This window comes from Mycobacterium lacus (assembly GCF_010731535.1).
Classification (GTDB): Bacteria; Actinomycetota; Actinomycetes; order Mycobacteriales; family Mycobacteriaceae; genus Mycobacterium; species Mycobacterium lacus.
On the sequence record NZ_AP022581.1, the window covers coordinates 5017304 to 5034432 of the forward strand.

The window sequence follows — 17129 nt, forward strand, 5'->3', positions numbered from 1 at the left end:
GGTTTATACCCAGGGATCCTCGCGGCGCCACACCGTCGGCATCTGCAGCAAGACGCCGTCCTGCGCGGCGAGCTCGTCGAGGACGCGGATGCACACGTCTAGGTCATCGCCCGCATACGGCAAGGCCCGCAACGGTTTTGACAGCGGGCGGAAGAAATCGTCCCAGTGGATGAGGACAGCCCGGCGCGCCCCCACCGCGCGCACGGTCTGCGTCCAGTAGTCGACCAAATACGACCGCGGCTGCAGGCCCAGCTGGCCGACGCTGAGGTAGACCGCATCGGCGCGGTGGCCGGTCAGCGCTCCGGTTACGAATCCCGCGCTGCCCTGGATCAACAGCCGCCGGCCCGACGGCGGGTGGTGCACCAGCGTCGACCACGCCTCACCGCACCGGTAGGCCGACGCCTTCACCGGCGGGACCAGCGGTGCGGTAATCACACCGGGAAACCGGTCGGGTGGGCAGTGGTGTGACTCAACCAGCGTTACGTCATAGGCGCCCAACCGAATTGGCTCACCGGGCACCGCCACGACCAGACGGTCCTCGGGCAGCCCGTATCCGCGCCCCACGTTGGCCGCCGACTCGCCCCCGACCAGCCGCGCACCGGTACGGTCGGCGACCAGCGCGGAATCCATCGCGTGGTCGATGTGAGTGTGCACCGGGATGACGGCCGCAAGCCGCGACACCTTGGCCCGGGCCAGGCAACCGTCGACGCGCGCCGGTGAGGGTGCCACCTTGCCCGCGGCCACCCGCGCCAGGCCGGGGCGGGAGAAGTAGCCGTCGGTCATCAACGCCGACGACCCGTCGTCGAGCAGCAACGTCGCCACGCCCATCCACGTCACCGACAGCGGCGCGTCGGGTGCGGCGGCCGGCACGTTGAATCGGTTCGCGTATCGGGCGATGTCGGGACGACCGAGCTTCAGTCGCATCGGCCTAGCTTATTGCGGGATCCTGGCGATCACCCGGTCGAGGAGATTGTTGAAAGCCGGCCTACTGCCTAGCCACCTTGGCCGCGATTTGCGTCGCGATGTCGATCGCCACCGAACCCGTTTGGCTGTACGCACACGTCACGACATCGATCGCCACGTTGTTGCGCACCGTCAGGGCGCGCTGACAGGTCCAACCGTCGCCGCCCTCCTGGACCTGCGAGGTGGACAGCGTGCCGTTGTCGTTGGTGACCCCACCCACCGTCCACAAGGTGTCGGGCTGATCGGGGCTGACATCGGAAAACCGCCGGTTCGAGCAGCTACTCCAGCTCTGCACCTGATTGTTGAAGAACGTGTTGGCATCGTGGGCGCCGGGAAAGGCGACGACCGCCTGAATGGCGTAATGCGTGCGTCTCTTGGAGTCGTCGACGCTGTCATCGAGCCGCTGCCCGCGCATGCCGGTCCACCCGGTGCCGGCATAGACCTTGTCCTGTGCGGGACCGTCTATCGCCAGGCAATTCTTGTCGACGACGCTCTTGCTCCAGTCCCACATCGCCTTGGCGCTGTACCACACCTTCATCGAACTCGCGCCGAGCTCATGGTTGATCTGGCTCACGTCGAGCAGCAGCCCGTCCAGCGCCGCAACCGGTACGGGATCCCGATTCAGTGGTCCCGACTTGTCGGCGGCGACGGCCGTGCCGTTGACGGTGTTCGTGCAGCCGACGGCAAGCGCGCACACGCTGGCCAGCGCGGCGATCTGCTGGCGCACTGTTGTCCTCCCCGAGTTGTGTTCGACAAGCTTAAACGCGGCCTACCCTCGATTCTTCGCGCGCCCGAGCAACGCGCAACATCGGAACCGTTGTAGCCTCACCGATCGTGAGCCCCACACCCCGCAGGCGGGCGACTCTAGCGTCGCTGGCAGCCGAGCTCAAGGTGTCGCGCACCACGATCTCCAACGCCTTCAACCGACCGGACCAGCTCTCCGCCGATCTGCGCGAACGGGTGCTGGCCACGGCCAAGCGAATGGGTTACGCCGGACCGGATCCGCTGGCGCGTTCGCTGCGGACCCGCAAAGCCGGTGCGGTCGGCTTGGTGATGGCCGAACCACTGACCTATTTCTTCAGCGACCCGGCGGCGCGGGATTTCGTTGCGGGAGTGGCGCAATCGTGTGAGGAGCTGGGTCAGGGACTGCTGCTGGTGGCCGTGGGACCCAGCAAGAGCCTCGAAGAGGGAACCGCCGCCGTGCTGGCCGCCGGGGTGGACGGCTTCGTGGTGTATTCGGTATGCGACGACGATCCCTACCTGCAGGTCGTTTTGCAGCGGCGCCTCCCCGTCGTCGTGGTTGACCAGCCCAAAGGCCTCTCCGGAGTGTCCCGGGTGGGCATCGACGACCGGGCGGCCATGCGCGGGCTCGCCGGCTACGTGCTCGGCTTGGGACACCGCGAGATCGGGTTGCTGACCATGCGGCTGGGCCGGGACCGCCGGCAAGCCCCGGTGGACGCCGAACGGCTGCAATCGCCGACCTTCGATGTGCAACGCGAACGCATCCTCGGCGTCTGGGATGCGATGACCGCGGCCGGCGTGGACCCGGATTCGCTGACCGTGGTGGAAAGCTACGAGCACCTGCCGACGTCGGGCGGCACCGCCGCCAAGGTGGCGCTGGACGCCAACCCGCGGATCACCGCGCTAATGTGCACGGCCGACATCTTGGCGTTGTCGGCCATGGATTACCTTCGCGCACATGGCATTTACGTGCCCGGCCAGATGAGCGTCACCGGGTTCGACGGGGTGCCCGAGGCGATAAGCCGGGGACTGACCACGGTGGCGCAGCCCAGCCTGCGGAAGGGCCGCCGGGCTGGCGAGCTGCTGCTCAAGCCGCCTCGGTCCGGCCTGCCCGCCGTCGAGCTGCTGGACACGCAACTGATTCGGGGGCGCACGGCGGGTGCGCCCGCTTAGTCTTAGTCGGCGCTGGGTGCCCGGAGCGCTTCCTCGGTGTCGCCGATCAGCAGCCGCACCGCCAGGTCCAGCCGCTTGCTGACGTCCGTTGCCGACGCCCGCCGGGTGAGCCACGCGAGCAGGTTCGACAACCACACGTCCGAGATCACCCGCGCGATGTGGTACTGGTCCTCGGTCGGTTCGCCGTCGGCCATCGCGCGCGCGAACATGCTGTCGATCAGCTTCTCGACGTGGTCGACCTCGCTGGCCGCGGAGGCGTCGGCAAACACGTAGGCACGCGTCATCGCCTCGGTGAGCAGCGGATTGCGCTGCATGGCGCGGTTGAGCTTGCCAACCATGAAGTTCAGCCGCTGGAACGGGGTGCCGCCGGCGACCGCGGAACGGTCGGTCTTGGCGTCGATACGGCTGAACTCCCGGCCCAGCGCCGACACCAGCAGGTGCACCTTCGACGGGAAATACCGGTACAGCGTGCCGACCGCGACGTCGGCCCGGTCCGCCACGGCCCGCATCTGAACCGCCTCGTAGCCGCCCTTGGACGCGATGGCCATGGTCGCGTCCAGGATGCGCTTGCGCCGCTCCCGCTGCGCCTCCGTACCGAGCTCGGACTCAGCCAGCACTGCCACGTTCATGACCTCGAGAGGCTGTGAGTCGGCAGCGGGACCCGAGTCGTTGTTCGCTGGCGACATGTTGTGGGCGGCTCCTCTTCCGGGCGGATCGTTCGCAAACGATACGCATGCTGATCGTAAATTTCCCACCTCCCTGTCGCCGGGACGGCGATCTTTCCTGCCATAACGACGTTAGACTTGACGGTCGATCACTGGCACTATTAGAACACGTTCTAATGGGTTTGGGATCGCCCATCACCAGTCAATTTCGCTGACGGGGAGGATTCGCACGTGGTAGCGACCGTCAGCGACGACCAGTTCGCGGCCCGTGGGTTGGTGCGCGATTGGGCGCGCGATTCGGCCTCGGGGTCGGCCGCGAGCGCCGCGATCCGCGAAATGGAACAGGGTGACGCCGACGCGTGGCGCCCGATGTTCGCGGGCTTGGCCGACCTCGGACTGTTTGGCGTCGCCGTTCCGGAGGAGCACGGCGGCGCCGGCGGCAGCATCGAGGACCTGTGCGCCATGGTCGAGGAGGCGGCCAAGGCCCTGATACCCGGGCCGGTCGCGACCACCGCGCTGGGCGCTCTTGTTCTCTCCCGGGTGGGCTCGTCTTCCGAATTGTTGGGCGCGCTGGTTTCCGGCGAACGCTTCGCCGGGCTCGCGCTCGAAGGCGACGTGCGGTTCGAGAACCGGAGGGCGTCCGGGACCGCCGAATGGGTGCTGGGTGGTGCACCCGGTGGCGTCATGCTGCTGGCAGTCGGCGGTGATTGGCTGCTGGTCGACACTCGCGATGACGGCGTGCAGGTGGAACCTTTGCGAGCCACCGATATCTCCCGGCCGCTGGCCCGAGTGGTGCTCACGGATGCGCCGGCAATGCTGATATCGGGGCAGCGGGTCGAGGACCTCACCGCGACCGTGCTGGCGGCCGAGGCGGCCGGGGTGACCCGATGGGCGCTGGACACCGCGGTTGCCTACGCCAAGGTGCGTGAGCAGTTCGGCAAGCCGATCGGCAGCTTTCAGGCGGTCAAGCACCTGTGCGCGGAAATGTTGTGTCGCGCCGAGCAGGCCGAGGTGGCCGCCTTGGACGCGGCGCGCGCCGCCCGGGCCGCGGCCGATTCGGAACCCGGCCAGCTATCCATCGCCGCGGCCTTGGCGGCGAGCATCGGCATCGCCGCCGCGAAGGCCAACGTCAAAGACTGCATCCAGGTGCTCGGTGGCATCGGCTGCACCTGGGAACATGACGCGCATCTGTACCTGCGCCGGGCCCACAGCATCGGGCGGTTCCTCGGCGGCACGGAGCGCTGGCTGCGCCGCGTGACGGCATTGACGCGGGCCGGGGTCCGTCGTCGTCTGGGTATCGACCTCACCGGGGTCGAGGGCCTGCGACCCGAGATCGCCGCGGCCGTCGCCGAGGTCGCCGCGCTGCCCGAGTCGGAGCGGCAGGAGGCCCTGGCCGCGGCGGGGCTGCTGGCACCGCACTGGCCGGCGCCATACGGGCGCAACGCGTCACCGGCCGAGCAGCTGTTGATCGATCAGGAGATGGCGGCCGCCGGCGTGGTGCGGCCGGACCTGGTGATCGGCTGGTGGGCGGCGCCGACCATCCTCGAGCACGGCACGCCGGAGCAGATCGAGCGCTTCGTGCCGGCCACCCTGCGTGGTGAATTCCTTTGGTGTCAGCTGTTTTCCGAGCCGGGAGCCGGATCCGACCTGGCGTCGCTGCGCACCAAGGCGGTGCGGGGGGCCGGCGGCTGGCTGCTTACCGGGCAGAAGGTGTGGACGTCCGCGGCGCACAAAGCGCGCTGGGGCGTGTGCCTGGCGCGTACAGATCCGGACGCCCCGAAGCATAAAGGCATCACCTACTTTTTGGTGGACATGACCTCACCGGGAATCGAGATCCGGCCGCTGCGCGAGATCACCGGCGATTCGCTGTTCAACGAGGTCTTCCTCGACAACGTGTTCGTTCCCGACGAGATGGTCGTCGGCACCGTCAACGACGGCTGGCGGCTTGCCCGCACGACGTTGGCCAACGAGCGGATCGCGATGGCCACCGGGACCGCGCTGGGCAACCCGATGGAAGAGCTGCTCAGGCTGGTGGCAGGGATCGAGCTCGACGTGGCCCAGCAGGACCGGCTGGCGCGGCTCATCGTGACGGCCGCGGCCGGTGCCCTGCTGGATCAGCGCATCGCCCAGCTCGCCGTCGGCGGCCAGGACCCCGGTGCGCAGTCCAGCGTGCGCAAACTCATCGGCGTCCGCTACCGGCAGGCGCTGGCCGAATACCTGATGGACATGTCCGAGGGCGGCGGTCTCGTCGATAACCGCGCGGTGTACGACTTCCTCAACACCCGGTGCCTCACGATCGCCGGCGGTACCGAGCAGATCCTGCTCACGGTGGCCGCCGAGCGCCTGCTTGGCCTGCCGCGGTGATTTTCGGCTTTTCGCCGAGCCTGTAGTTAGCGTGCTGGCTACTCGCACTTTTGATCGTTAACTACAGGCTCGCGAACGTGTCTCCCCAAGTTCACGAAAAATTCGTCTGAGCGCAGGTGCTGGGCGAGGTGAGGTTGACGCCGGGGTAGACCACCTGCATGTGGGTGCAGACGATGACATTCACATTGGTCATCGGTTGGCCGGTCGACCAATTCGTCGAGTCGATGACGCCGGTCGTCTGGTATTTGTCCGGTGGGCCTTCGCCGAAGTACACCGTGGTAATCACGTCGGACCCGCCCGATTTCATGACCCGCTCGAACTGGCTGGTGGCATGGGCGTCCAGGTAGGTCAGTCTGTTGGTTGGCCGGATCTCCGTGGTTTGGCGTGCCCACAGGCCGGGCGGAAACCCCGCCGGGCCGTCGGGTGTACGCAGATTCGCCCCCGCGACGAAGTCGCAGCTGCCGTTCGGGTGGCAATCGACGAAGGCATGCGTCTCCAGCTGGGTGGCCTCGTCGACCGGGAACAGGGTGGTGGCGGTGTTGCTGCCTGCAACGGAGGTGGGGCTGGCCGGCAACGTCAGCAATAGTCCGACTGTCGCAAGGCCCGGCATCAGCCGCTTCATCGCGCTCCCCTTACTCGCGACTACTCGACTTACTCGTCGTAAGTTACTTCTACCGAATCAGATTCCGGGTGAGATTGACAGGCCAAAATCAGCCCGTCGTCGAGATCCTGCTGTTCCAGCACGTCGTTGACTTCCATGGTTACTTGGCCCCGGCGCAGCGTGCAGGCACACGCGCCGCAGTGGCCTTCCCGGCACGAGAACGGCGCGTCGAGGCCCGCGGCCAGCAGCACGTCGAGCAGCTTGGCGTTGCGCGGCCACGACACGGTGTGGGTTTCCCCGTCGAGCTCCACCACCGCGGTGGCCGGCGGCTCGTCTGCGGTGTCCTCAATCTGGACCGCGGCGAACGGATCGGACTCCAGCGACTTGAACACCTCGATGTGTACTTGCCGGGCAGGCACTTTCAGCGTTTCCAGGGCGACACGGGCCGCCTCCATGAACGGACCCGGTCCGCAGATGAACGCCGGCCGGTCGGTGTACGGGGCGGCCAGCTTGGCCAGCGCCGGCGCGCTCGGCAGGCCCTGCAGCGACTCCAGCCAGTGCACCACGGTGAGCCGGTCCGGATACTTGGCGGCCAGCTCACGCAGCGTGTCGCGGAAGATCACCGAGCGGTCGTCGCGGTTGGCGTAAACGAGCGTCACCTGCCCGCTGCCTTCGGAGAGCGCGGACTTGCAGATCGACATGATGGGCGTGATCCCGCTGCCCGCGGCGAGCAACAGGAAGTCGTCGTCGAGCGTCTTGGGCACGAAGTTGCCCGACGGGGCCAGCGCGTGGATGCGCATGCCGCGGTGGGCGTGGTCGCACAACCAGTTGGACGCGTATCCGTCCGCGGTGCGCTTGACCGTGACGGTGAGCGCGTCGTCGGTGAACGGCGAGCTGCACAGCGAGTAGCAGCGCGCCACCGAGCCGGTGCGGTCGCTGGGCACGCGCAGCGTGAGGAACTGGCCGGGTGCGTAGCGCAGCCGCTCCGGCGGGATCCCCGGATCGTCGGGTCCATCCGGGACCGCGAACACCAGTGACCGCGCCTCGTCGGTTTCGGCGACGACCTCGGCGATCTGCAGTTCGAGGACGTGGTCGCCGAGCGGCTCGTCGGGAAACGCCTCGGTCAAGAACCGCCCTTTCTCCCGTCACAACATGTGGCGACCCCCAGCGACCGGCCCCGCTGCTCTTGCGATCGCCACGTACAACTAGAACATGTTACAGAAAACCCAATTGGCACCGCTACCAGCCGCAGGAACGCCTTGCTCGACACAAATCGGAACGTGTTCTAGTCTTCTGTGTAAGTCCATCGTGCAGGTCCTGGCCCAGGAGGAAAACGTAAGTGACGTCCATTCAACAGCGTGATGCGCAGGCGGTCTTGGCCGGCATCGATGACCTGCTTCCGCAGATTCGGGAGCGCGCCCAGGCGACCGAAGACCTGCGCCGCCTGCCCGACGAGACGGTCAAGGCGCTCGACGAGGTCGGCTTCTTCACCCTGCTACAGCCCGAGCAGTGGGGCGGGCTGCAATGCGATCCCACGCTGTTTTACGAGGCGACACGGCGGCTGGCGAGCGCGTGCGGTTCCACCGGCTGGGTGGGCTCGATCGTCGGCGTACACAACTGGCATCTGGCGCTTTTCGACCAGCGGGCCCAGGAGGAGGTCTGGGGCGAGGACCCTAAGGTGCGGATCTCCTCGTCGTACGCCCCCATGGGCGCGGGCGTCGTGGTCGACGGTGGCTACCTGGTCAACGGGTCGTGGAACTGGTCCTCGGGCTGTGATCACGCCACCTGGACCTTCGTGGGTGGCCCGGTGATCAAGGACGGCCGTCCCGTGGACTTCGGCAGCTTCCTGATCCCGCGCACCGAGTACGAAATCGAGGACGTCTGGTATGTGGTCGGCCTGCGGGGTACCGGCAGCAACACGCTGGTGGTCAAGGATGTCTTCGTGCCCCGCCACCGGTTCTTGTCCTACCGGGCGATGAACGACCACACCGCGGGCGGGTTGCAGACCAACACCGCCCCGGTCTACAAAATGCCATGGGGCACAATGCATCCCACCACCATCTCGGCGCCAATCGTCGGTATGGCTTATGGTGCGTACGCCGCGCATGTGGAGCACCAGGGCAAGCGGGTGCGCGCCGCGTTCGCCGGCGAGAAGGCCAAGGACGACCCGTTCGCGAAGGTCCGCATCGCCGAGGCGGCCAGCGACATCGACGCCGCGTGGCGCCAGCTGATGGGCAACGTCGGCGACGAGTACGCATTGTTGGCGGCCGGCAAGGAGATTCCCTTCGAACTGCGTGCCCGCGCGCGCCGCGACCAGGTGCGCGCCACGGGTCGCTCGATCGCCTCCATCGACCGGCTGTTCGAGGCGTCCGGTGCCACCGCTCTGTCCAATGACGCTCCGATTCAGCGGTTTTGGCGCGACGCGCATGCCGGTCGGGTGCACGCCGCCAATGACCCCGAGCGGGCGTATGTGATATTCGGAAACAACGAGTTCGGGTTGCCCCCCGGCGACACCATGGTTTAGGCATGCGCGCCGACGACGATGCAGAGTGGAGCGATGAGAAGGAGTGGCGCTAGGTGACCGCATCGACAGAGGAGCTCACCTTCGAATCCACCTCGCGCTTCGCGGAAGTGGACGTGGATGGACCGCTGAAGCTGCATTACCACGAAGCGGGTGCCGGCAACGAGCAGACGGTGGTGCTGCTGCACGGCGGCGGTCCCGGCGCGTCGAGCTGGACCAACTTCTCACGCAACATCGCGGTGCTGGCGCGGCGGTTCCACGTGCTGGCCGTCGACCAGCCCGGGTACGGCCACTCCGACAAACGGGCCGAGCACGGGCAGTTCAACCGGTATGCCGCCCGGGCGCTGAAGGGCCTTTTCGACCAGCTCGGTTTGGAACGGGTTCCGCTGGTGGGCAACTCGTTAGGCGGTGGCACCGCGGTGCGGTTCGCGCTGGACTACCCGGACCGGGCCGGGCGCCTGGTGCTAATGGGCCCGGGCGGCCTGAGCATCAACCTGTTTGCGCCCGATCCGACCGAGGGCGTGAAGCGGCTGGGGAAGTTCTCCATGGAACCCACCCGGGAGAATCTCGAGGCGTTCCTGCGGGTCATGGTCTACGACCAGAAGCTGATCACCCCCGAGTTGGTGGACCAGCGCTTCGAGATGGCCAGCACGCCGGAATCGTTAGCGGCGACTCGGGCGATGGGAAAATCGTTCGCCGGGGCAGATTTCGAAGCCGGCATGATGTGGCGCGAGGTGTACAAGCTGCGCCAGCCGGTGCTGTTGATCTGGGGACGCGAGGACCGAGTCAACCCGCTGGACGGTGCGCTGGTCGCGCTGAAGACCATCCCGCGTGCGCAGCTACACGTCTTCGGGCAATGTGGGCACTGGGTGCAGGTGGAAAAGTTCGACGAATTCAACAAGTTGACCGCTGATTTCCTAGGAGGTGCCAGATGAGCATCCGGTCGCTGGGTTATCTGCGCATCGAGGCCACCGATATGGCCGCTTGGCGCGAGTTCGGCCTGAAAGTCCTCGGGATGGTCGAGGGTAAGGGCAGCACTGAGGGCGCCCTGTATCTGCGGATGGACGACTTTCCAGCGCGCCTGGTGATCGTGCCCGGCGAGCGTGACCGGCTGGCCGAGGCGGGCTGGGAATGCGCGAATGCCGAAGGCCTGCAGGAGATTCGGAATCGGCTCGACGTGGAGGGCACGCCGTACAAGGAGGCCACCGCAGCCGAGCTGGCGGAGCGGCGAGTCGACGAGATGGTCCTGTTCTCCGACCCGTCGGGCAATCCGCTGGCGGCCTTCCACGGGGTCGCGCTGGAACACCGTCGCGTGGTCAGCCCGTACGGGCACAGGTTCGTCACCGGCGAGCAGGGCCTGGGACACGTGGTGTTGACCACCCGCGACGACGCCGAGGCGTTGCACTTCTACCGAGATGTGCTCGGCTTCAAGCTGCGTGACTCGATGCGGATGCCGCCGCAGGTGGTGGGCCGGCCCGCCGATGGCGCGCCGGCATGGCTGCGCTTCTTCGGCTGCAACCCGCGTCACCACTCGTTGGCCTTCCTGCCGCTGCCGACGCCGAGTGGCATCGTGCACCTGATGGTCGAAGTCGAAAACGCCGACGACGTGGGACTGTGTCTGGACCGGGCGCTGCGTCGCAAGGTGCCCATGTCGGCGACACTGGGCCGGCACGTCAACGACCTGATGCTGTCGTTCTACATGAAGACACCCGGCGGGTTTGACGTCGAATTCGGTTGCGAGGGAAGACAGGTCGATGACCGCGACTGGATCGCCCGGGAAAGCACCGCCGTGAGCCTGTGGGGCCACGACTTCACCGTCGGCGCCCGCGGCTAGCCATGTCGGCTCAGATCGATCCATGCACGTTCCGTAGCGTGCTGGGTCAGTTCTGCACCGGGATCACCATCATCACCACCGTGCACGACGACGTGCCGGTCGGCTTCGCGTGCCAGTCGTTCGCGGCGTTGTCGCTGGACCCGCCGCTGGTGCTGTTCTGCCCGACCAAGGTGTCGCGGTCCTGGAAAGCCATCGAGGCCAGCGGCCGGTTCTGTGTCAACGTGCTGACCGAAAAACAGAAGGACGTCTCGGCCCGATTCGGATCCAAGGAACCCGACAAGTTCGCCGGTATCGATTGGCGCCCTTCACGACTCGGCTCGCCTATCATCGACGGGTCACTGGCGTACATCGACTGCACGGTGGCGTCGGTGCACGACGGCGGCGACCATTTTGTGGTGTTCGGCGCGGTCGAATCGCTGTCGGAGGCTCCCAAGATCAAGCCGCGGCCGCTGCTGTTCTATCGCGGCGACTACACCGGCATCGAGCCGGACAAGACCACGCCGGCGCAATGGCGCGACGACCTGGAAGCGTTTCTCACCACCACCACCAAGGACACCTGGCTGTGACGCCTTCTGGCGAGCAGACGATAAATCGCACAAAAATCGCTCTGGCGATGCGAGTTTGTGTCTGCTCGTCGATTGGCTCAGGGGGCGACACGTTGGGCGCCGGGCCAGATGGCGCGAGCCGCCGGGGATGCGCAGAAGGTTTCCTGCGCCGCAGAGACATCCATGTCGACGGCATGCAGACCGTCTTCCTGATGGGCGTGACAGCGCACGGTGAGCACCCGGTGGGTGCCCGGGTCCACCTGCTCGGCCTCGACCGTCAACACCACGACGAGCGTGAATCCGGCGCCGGTCGGCAGGTAGAAGGTGAGGTCTCGGCTGCTGGGCGAGCCGCCGTTGGTGACGACGTAGCCGTCGCCGCTGGCATACACCGCCTGCCCGAGCATCTGGGTGCGTTCGAAGTGAGTGCTGTCGCCGGCGGCACGCCATACCGCGAACCTCGTGTTGGGGCTGCCGTTGATGCCGTGTTGGGCGATCGGGATGATCACCTCGTCGCGGCCGTCCCCGTCCAGGTCCTGCATACCGACGCCGCTCGGGCTCGACGGTTCGAGCAGCTCGTCGATCTTTTGGACGGCCGCGCCCGATGCGTCGGTCACCATGACAGTTACCGCCCGCGGCCCCGGCGCTTCCGGAAGGCTCCAGTAGGTCACGGCGAAATTGGCGCCGACGCGATCCGCGGCATGCAGTCGGCAATCCGGATGCGGAAGCCGCGTCGTGGGACTGATCGCCGCGACCGGGCACGGTGGCAGGCTGTTGCTGTCGGCGAGCGCCTGCGGAGACACGGCCGTCGCGATGGCCAGCGCCGCGGTGAAAAGCGTCGGTGCATTCATGGCCGGGCACACTACCGCTATTGATTTCCGCCGCCAATGACGAACTTCCTTTCGAAAGGCTTCTTGGCGTGCGAACCGCCCAATACGGACACGTTGTCAATAAAGTTGACGCCGCCAAAAGTTCATAGACCGTGTCAAGTGATTTGACGTAGTTGGGTGGTCCGTGTGGCTTAGATATTATGACAGCCTTTTTCCGGTAAACCAGTTCCCCTGCGTCGGTAACCGCGTTAATATCTCGGCGATTGTGCGCCACGCCGGCGTAACACCAGCTGAACCGACAGACCCGGCGTTTGCGGGTCCCGACCATCGACAAGGGGACGAAATGTCACTCCCAACGGCCGAAGCCCGTGTCTGCGATCTTCGACAGCGTGATGCGGCGGATGAGGCCTGGCAATGGATCGTCGACCTCAAAGACCAGGCGAAGTCCAACCACAAGGCCGCGGAGTCGCAACTGAACGCGATCTTCAAACTTGGCACCATGCCAACCGGCCTAGACGGCTCGACCGACGGCATTCTCGTCATGACGACGACCAACCGGGTCCTCGACGCGGCCGCGCGGCTCGTCACCGGCCTGTGGATGCCCTGGCAGGGCAAACGGTTCAACGCGGTGGCCAGCACCGGCGACAACCGCATGACCGCCAGCTCGAGGGTTCCCGCCAAGCTGCTGTGGCCGCGGTACCCGATGAAGGACGCCGCCGACGGGAAACTGGCCTTCGACTTCAAGACCTATGCCGACACCGGCAAGGCCGATCCGGATGTGCAGGTCATGGTCATCGACTACGCGGACGTCGAAGACAACCCTCGGCTGATCATCAGAAGCATCCGCGACGAGCTGGTCGAGGTGGTGCCGGGCGCCTACCTGGGCAAGATCCTGTTCCGGTTGCCACGAAACCGCTACCAGATGCTCGGCTTCTTCGCCCTGTGCGCATAGCGGCCACCCCGGCACAGGGGCTGCGTGCCGCCGCGCTCAGGCGCGGTCGTCGGCTTCGGCGGCGGGATCGTAGCCCGGCAGTCCCAGCTCGGCGCGCAGCAGCTCGGCGGTGCGTTCGGCGAACATGGAGATGGTTAGAAACGGATTGACGCCCAACGCGCGCGGGATCACCGAGGCGTCGCAGACGTACAGTCCGGCGTAGGTGCCGCCGTCGGGCCGGAACACTCGTCCGGCATGGTCGACCACGCCGGCGTCGACATTGTCGGCGGTGGCGCACCCGCCCATCGGGTGCGCGGTGATCAAGTGCTTGCCCAGGATTCGCTTGTCCCAGCGCGGGTTTTTCATGTAAGTCCCGCCGATGGCCTCCACCGCCGGCGCCATGATCGCGTCGACGTCGCGGTACATTCGCTCGGTCGGCGCTCCCGGCCAGTCGATTTTGACCGTGCCGTTCTTGCGCAGCACCAGCTCGCCGTCGGAGTTGTCGTGCAGCATGATCAAAAATCCCAGCGAGTGGTTCATCGCCCCGTCGGTGTTGAAGCCGATGTCGCGCCGCCAACGGTCCAGCTTGTCTCGACGGAAGTCGCGATAGCTGGTGGCGGCCAGGCCCATCAGCCCCACCCGGAAGCTGTCCACCAGCGCGCGGGGCAGCGATAGATCCTGCACGGTGAACCGTTTACGCATGTCGGATTGGTCGGCGCCGAAGCGCATCACCGCGGTGATGCTGGGCCCGCACGTCAGCTCGTTTCGGGGCGGCCCGTCGGTGGTCGCCCAGGCCTGGGTGTCGGTTCGCATGTCGGTGTTGTAGGCGATGCCGAAGTTGTCGCCGTTGCCGCTGAAGTTCTTTCCCAGCCGCGCCGACAGCGCCAGGCCCGACCGCGCCGAACGCAGCAGTATCGCGTTGCTGCCCAGCGTGCCGGCGGATACCACGACACGGCGGGCGGTGACGACCACCTCGTCGTCGGGGTCGGCCCCACCGGTGGCACGGGCGATCACCCGCCACCGGCCGTCGGCGGCCGGCTCGATCCGCCAGGCCTCGATGCCGCAGAACATCTTGACGCCGTAGTGCGCGGCCATCGGCAGGTAGTTGGTCATCAGGGTGTTTTTCGAACCGGTGTTGTCGCCGGTGCCGTCACCGCCGTGGTTCGGGCAGCGTCGCCGCTGTACCCCGTACCTGGTCATTCGGTCCTCGGTGCTGACCGTGATGTCCAAAATCTGCATGTGGGCGCCGGCGTTCTTGGCGATCTGGGCAAACGCTTCGACCCGGCGCAAGGGCACGTGCTGGGCGTAGGGCACCGCGCCGAGCATGCGGCGCGCTCGCGCATAATATTTCGCCAGCCCGCCGACGCCGTCGCGCTCCCGCTCCACGAGCTCCTGAAACGCCCGCGGCCACGACGCCAGGAACACCTCCCGATCGGGCACGATCGCCACGTTGAAGTTGATCAGCGAGGTGCCCCCGAGACCGTTGGCGTGGATAACGTCGATGGTCTTGAACCGTTCGATTTCGATGAGGCCTAGCGGGTTCAAGGGCGACCGCAGTTGCGCCAACGCGCCCTTCTCGCTCTCCGGGAAGGTGCCGGTCGGGTGCTCGGCGCCGCGTTCAAGCACCGCGATATCGAGCTTGCCGCCGGCGGCCGCGTTGGCGACTCCGAGCCGCGCGGCAGTGATAGCGCCGCCGTAACCGGAGCCGAGGATCAAGACGTCGTATTCGCTGCGCAGCGCATCCGTCGATGACGCCAGCACCGCGGCCGTTTCTGTCATGACAGCAACCTCCGTGTAACCCCGTGCCCGTTTCCGGGTTGGGGGGATGAGCCAATAAAACGCCAGGGATAAGTACCGGAGCGTAAACCGCTGCGCCGCCGCGTGGGAAGAATCGCGTGAGAAAAATCCGCTTAAGCGGCTGGGGCGGTTAACTAAGCGGTGGTAAGGGACCAAATGTAAATGGATTTGACAATGACTACAAGGAGGCTCCGTGTCAAAATCGTGTACGCGGCAGATTATAACGAAAATATAACGTTTAGGCTTCTGTTATATAACGTGCGATGCCCTTCCGGGCAAACTCAATACCATCCCTTCATCACTTTCGAAGCGTCATCAAGGGAACGCCATGTCGTTTTTGCGGACAAAGCCTCAGGCGGCCGCGGCGCCTTGCGATCGGCGGGTGGGATCCGTTGAGTGCGGTCGTCGATAACGGGGCGCCGGCCCGGGCAGCTGACGATCGAACCCCGGTCGCCGGCCGATCCGGTTACGGCCGCCCGGTGGCCGCCGCGGTCAGCGCGCCGTGGCGCCGCGTGTTGCGGCGTCCCGACCGATCGTTGCAGACCCTCGGCCGCTTCTTCGAGCTAGCCGCGCAGTCCGCCGGCTACCTGATCTCCGATCTGGTCCGGTTGCGCCACCCCTGGCGGGAAACCCTCAACCAGGCCTCGTTCATCGTCGGCGTCACCGCGATTCCGGCGCTGCTGATCTCGGTCCCGTTCGGGGTCATCGTCGCGGTGCAGGTGGGCAGCGTCATCCAGCAGGTGGGTGCGACGTCGATCTCGGGTGCGGCCGGCGGCCTGGGCGTCATCCGCCAGGCCGCGCCGATCGTGGCCGCCCTGCTGCTGGGCGGGGCGGCCGGCGCGGCGATCACCACCGACCTGGGCGCGCGCAGCATCCGCGACGAGGTGGACGCGCTGCGCGTCATGGGCATCGACCCGGTGCAACGACTCGTCACGCCCCGGCTGGCGGCGATCATCGTGGTGTCGCCGCCGTTGTGCGTGTTCATCGTCTTCATGGGCCTGTCCGCGGGCTACGTGATCAATGTGGGGTTCCAATCCGGCACCCCGGGAAGCTATATCGCCTCGTTCGGATCGTTCGCCACCATCGCCGACGTCGTGGTAGCGGTGCTGAAAACCTGGGTCTTCGGCGTGATCGTGACGCTGATCGCCTGCCAGCGGGGCCTGGAGACCAGGGGCGGCCCGCGGGGTGTGGCCGACGGGGTCAACGCGGCCGTCGTGCTCGGCGTGGTCACGGTGTTCGTCCTCAACCTGGTGATCACCGAGTTCGTCACCTTGTTCATGCCGGCGAAGGTGGGTTGATGGCGACACCCTCGCGCTATCTGCCGCACGGACTGAGCAGGCCGCTGCGCTCCTCGGTGGCGGTGGTCTACCGAGCCGGCTCGCTGTTCGAGCGACTCGGGCACCAGGCCACCTTCGGCGCCCAGGCGTTGGGTGCGATTCCGCGAACCGTTGCGCGCTACCGCCGGCACACCGGAGCGATCTTGGCCGACATGATCTGGGGCAACGGATCGTTGGTGGTCGGTGGCGGCACGATCGGGGTGCTGGCGTTCATGGGCGCCGCCATCGGGGCTTCGGTCGGCGTCGAAGGGTATGCCGTCCTGGACATGGTCGGCATGGGCCCGCTCACCGGGTTCATCTCGGCCTACGCGAACACCCGGGAGATGGCCCCGATGATCGCGGCCATCGGCTTCGGCGCCCAAGCCGGCACCCGGATGACCGCCGAGATCGGCGCCATGCGCATCGCGGAGGAAATCGACGCGGTGGAGGCCCAGGGCATCCCGGCCATCCCCTACGTGGTGACTCCCCGCATGATCGCCGGGATGATCACCATCATCCCGCTGTACCTGTTTGCCCTGGCGTTGAGCTATCTGTCCTGCGCGCTGGTGGTCAAGCTGCATCAAGCGTCGGGCACCTACCACCACTACTTCGACGCGTTCATCCAGCCTTCGGACATCGGCTTTTCGGTGATCAAGGCGATCGTTTTCGTCACCCTCATCGTTGCCATCCATTGCTACGAGGGCTATTACGCCGGAGGTGGCCCCGAGGGGGTCGGCCGGGCCTCGGGCCGCGCGATCCGCGCCAGCCTGATCGGCATCGTCCTCGCCGACATGGTGCTCACGTTGCTGTTTTGGGGCAGCAATCCGGGGCTGAGGCTGTCGGGGTAGGTC

16 protein-coding genes are annotated in these 17129 nt (G+C 66.6%); 9 read left to right on the forward strand and 7 right to left on the reverse strand.

Annotated features, from left to right (window positions below):
• Window positions 1–3 precede the first annotated feature (3 nt).
• Window positions 4–924 (reverse strand): MBL fold metallo-hydrolase, encoded by a 921-nt coding sequence (locus tag G6N24_RS23245; protein ID WP_085162385.1) that lies wholly within the window; start codon window positions 922–924, stop codon window positions 4–6.
• A 61-nt stretch (window positions 925–985) separates the two neighbouring features.
• Window positions 986–1690, reverse strand: a complete 705-nt coding sequence (locus G6N24_RS23250) for a sensor domain-containing protein (protein ID WP_085162384.1) — start codon at window positions 1688–1690, stop codon at window positions 986–988.
• A gap of 107 nt (window positions 1691–1797) precedes the next feature.
• On the opposite strand from G6N24_RS23250, the gene G6N24_RS23255 reads away from it, so the two are divergent.
• On the forward strand, window positions 1798–2877 hold the full coding sequence (locus G6N24_RS23255; RefSeq protein ID WP_085162383.1) for a LacI family DNA-binding transcriptional regulator: 1080 nt from the start codon (window positions 1798–1800) through the stop codon (window positions 2875–2877).
• Window positions 2878–2879: 2 nt separating this feature from the next.
• Here G6N24_RS23255 and kstR read toward each other — a convergent pair whose 3' ends face one another.
• On the reverse strand, window positions 2880–3500 hold the full coding sequence (gene kstR / locus G6N24_RS23260) for a cholesterol catabolism transcriptional regulator KstR (protein ID WP_163745670.1): 621 nt from the start codon (window positions 3498–3500) through the stop codon (window positions 2880–2882).
• 273 nt (window positions 3501–3773) lie between these two features.
• On the opposite strand from kstR, the gene G6N24_RS23265 reads away from it, so the two are divergent.
• Complete coding sequence (locus tag G6N24_RS23265) at window positions 3774–5906, forward strand: acyl-CoA dehydrogenase (protein ID WP_085162381.1); 2133 nt, start codon at window positions 3774–3776, stop codon at window positions 5904–5906.
• A gap of 91 nt (window positions 5907–5997) precedes the next feature.
• On the opposite strand, the gene G6N24_RS23270 is transcribed toward G6N24_RS23265, so the two are convergent.
• Window positions 5998–6528: a hypothetical protein gene (locus tag G6N24_RS23270; RefSeq protein WP_085162380.1), complete on the reverse strand. Its 531-nt coding sequence runs from the start codon at window positions 6526–6528 to the stop codon at window positions 5998–6000.
• 29 nt (window positions 6529–6557) lie between these two features.
• Window positions 6558–7634 carry a ferredoxin--NADP reductase gene (locus G6N24_RS23275; protein WP_085162379.1) on the reverse strand — a complete coding sequence of 359 codons (1077 nt, stop codon included), beginning with the start codon at window positions 7632–7634 and terminating at the stop codon, window positions 6558–6560.
• Window positions 7635–7846: 212 nt separating this feature from the next.
• Here G6N24_RS23275 and hsaA point away from each other — a divergent pair, with 212 nt between their 5' ends.
• From hsaA to hsaB, 4 genes are read left to right on the forward strand one after another with little or no spacing between them, the layout of a single operon-like run.
• Window positions 7847–9031, forward strand: a complete 1185-nt coding sequence (hsaA, locus tag G6N24_RS23280; protein WP_085162378.1) for a 3-hydroxy-9,10-secoandrosta-1,3,5(10)-triene-9,17-dione monooxygenase oxygenase subunit — start codon at window positions 7847–7849, stop codon at window positions 9029–9031.
• Window positions 9032–9084: 53 nt separating this feature from the next.
• Window positions 9085–9963, forward strand: coding sequence for a 4,5:9,10-diseco-3-hydroxy-5,9,17-trioxoandrosta-1(10),2-diene-4-oate hydrolase (gene hsaD, locus G6N24_RS23285; RefSeq protein WP_085162377.1), 879 nt, complete (start codon window positions 9085–9087; stop codon window positions 9961–9963).
• Window positions 9960–10862 (forward strand): iron-dependent extradiol dioxygenase HsaC, encoded by a 903-nt coding sequence (hsaC, locus tag G6N24_RS23290; protein WP_085162376.1) that lies wholly within the window; start codon window positions 9960–9962, stop codon window positions 10860–10862. Before hsaD ends, hsaC begins: the two co-directional genes overlap by 4 nt.
• 2 nt (window positions 10863–10864) lie before the next feature.
• The gene (gene hsaB, locus G6N24_RS23295) at window positions 10865–11428 is read left to right on the forward strand and encodes a 3-hydroxy-9,10-secoandrosta-1,3,5(10)-triene-9,17-dione monooxygenase reductase subunit (protein WP_085162375.1); all 564 of its coding nucleotides are present in this window, start codon (window positions 10865–10867) and stop codon (window positions 11426–11428) included.
• Between the two features lie 77 nt (window positions 11429–11505).
• On the opposite strand, the gene G6N24_RS23300 is transcribed toward hsaB, so the two are convergent.
• Window positions 11506–12255 (reverse strand): hypothetical protein, encoded by a 750-nt coding sequence (locus tag G6N24_RS23300; protein WP_085162374.1) that lies wholly within the window; start codon window positions 12253–12255, stop codon window positions 11506–11508.
• A 322-nt stretch (window positions 12256–12577) separates the two neighbouring features.
• Between G6N24_RS23300 and G6N24_RS23305 the strand changes: the two genes are divergently transcribed.
• Complete coding sequence (locus tag G6N24_RS23305; RefSeq protein ID WP_085162373.1) at window positions 12578–13186, forward strand: hypothetical protein; 609 nt, start codon at window positions 12578–12580, stop codon at window positions 13184–13186.
• 36 nt (window positions 13187–13222) lie between these two features.
• On the opposite strand, the gene G6N24_RS23310 is transcribed toward G6N24_RS23305, so the two are convergent.
• Complete coding sequence (locus G6N24_RS23310) at window positions 13223–14944, reverse strand: GMC oxidoreductase (RefSeq protein ID WP_085162372.1); 1722 nt, start codon at window positions 14942–14944, stop codon at window positions 13223–13225.
• 497 nt (window positions 14945–15441) lie between these two features.
• Between G6N24_RS23310 and G6N24_RS23315 the strand changes: the two genes are divergently transcribed.
• Together G6N24_RS23315 and G6N24_RS23320 are read left to right on the forward strand one after the other, a co-directional pair.
• A complete protein-coding gene (locus G6N24_RS23315; protein ID WP_372514563.1) occupies window positions 15442–16260 on the forward strand; it encodes an MlaE family ABC transporter permease in 819 nt (272 codons plus the stop codon).
• The gene (locus G6N24_RS23320; protein ID WP_085162370.1) at window positions 16260–17126 is read left to right on the forward strand and encodes an MlaE family ABC transporter permease; all 867 of its coding nucleotides are present in this window, start codon (window positions 16260–16262) and stop codon (window positions 17124–17126) included. Before G6N24_RS23315 ends, G6N24_RS23320 begins: the two co-directional genes overlap by 1 nt.
• The last annotated feature ends 3 nt before the right edge of the window (window positions 17127–17129 follow it).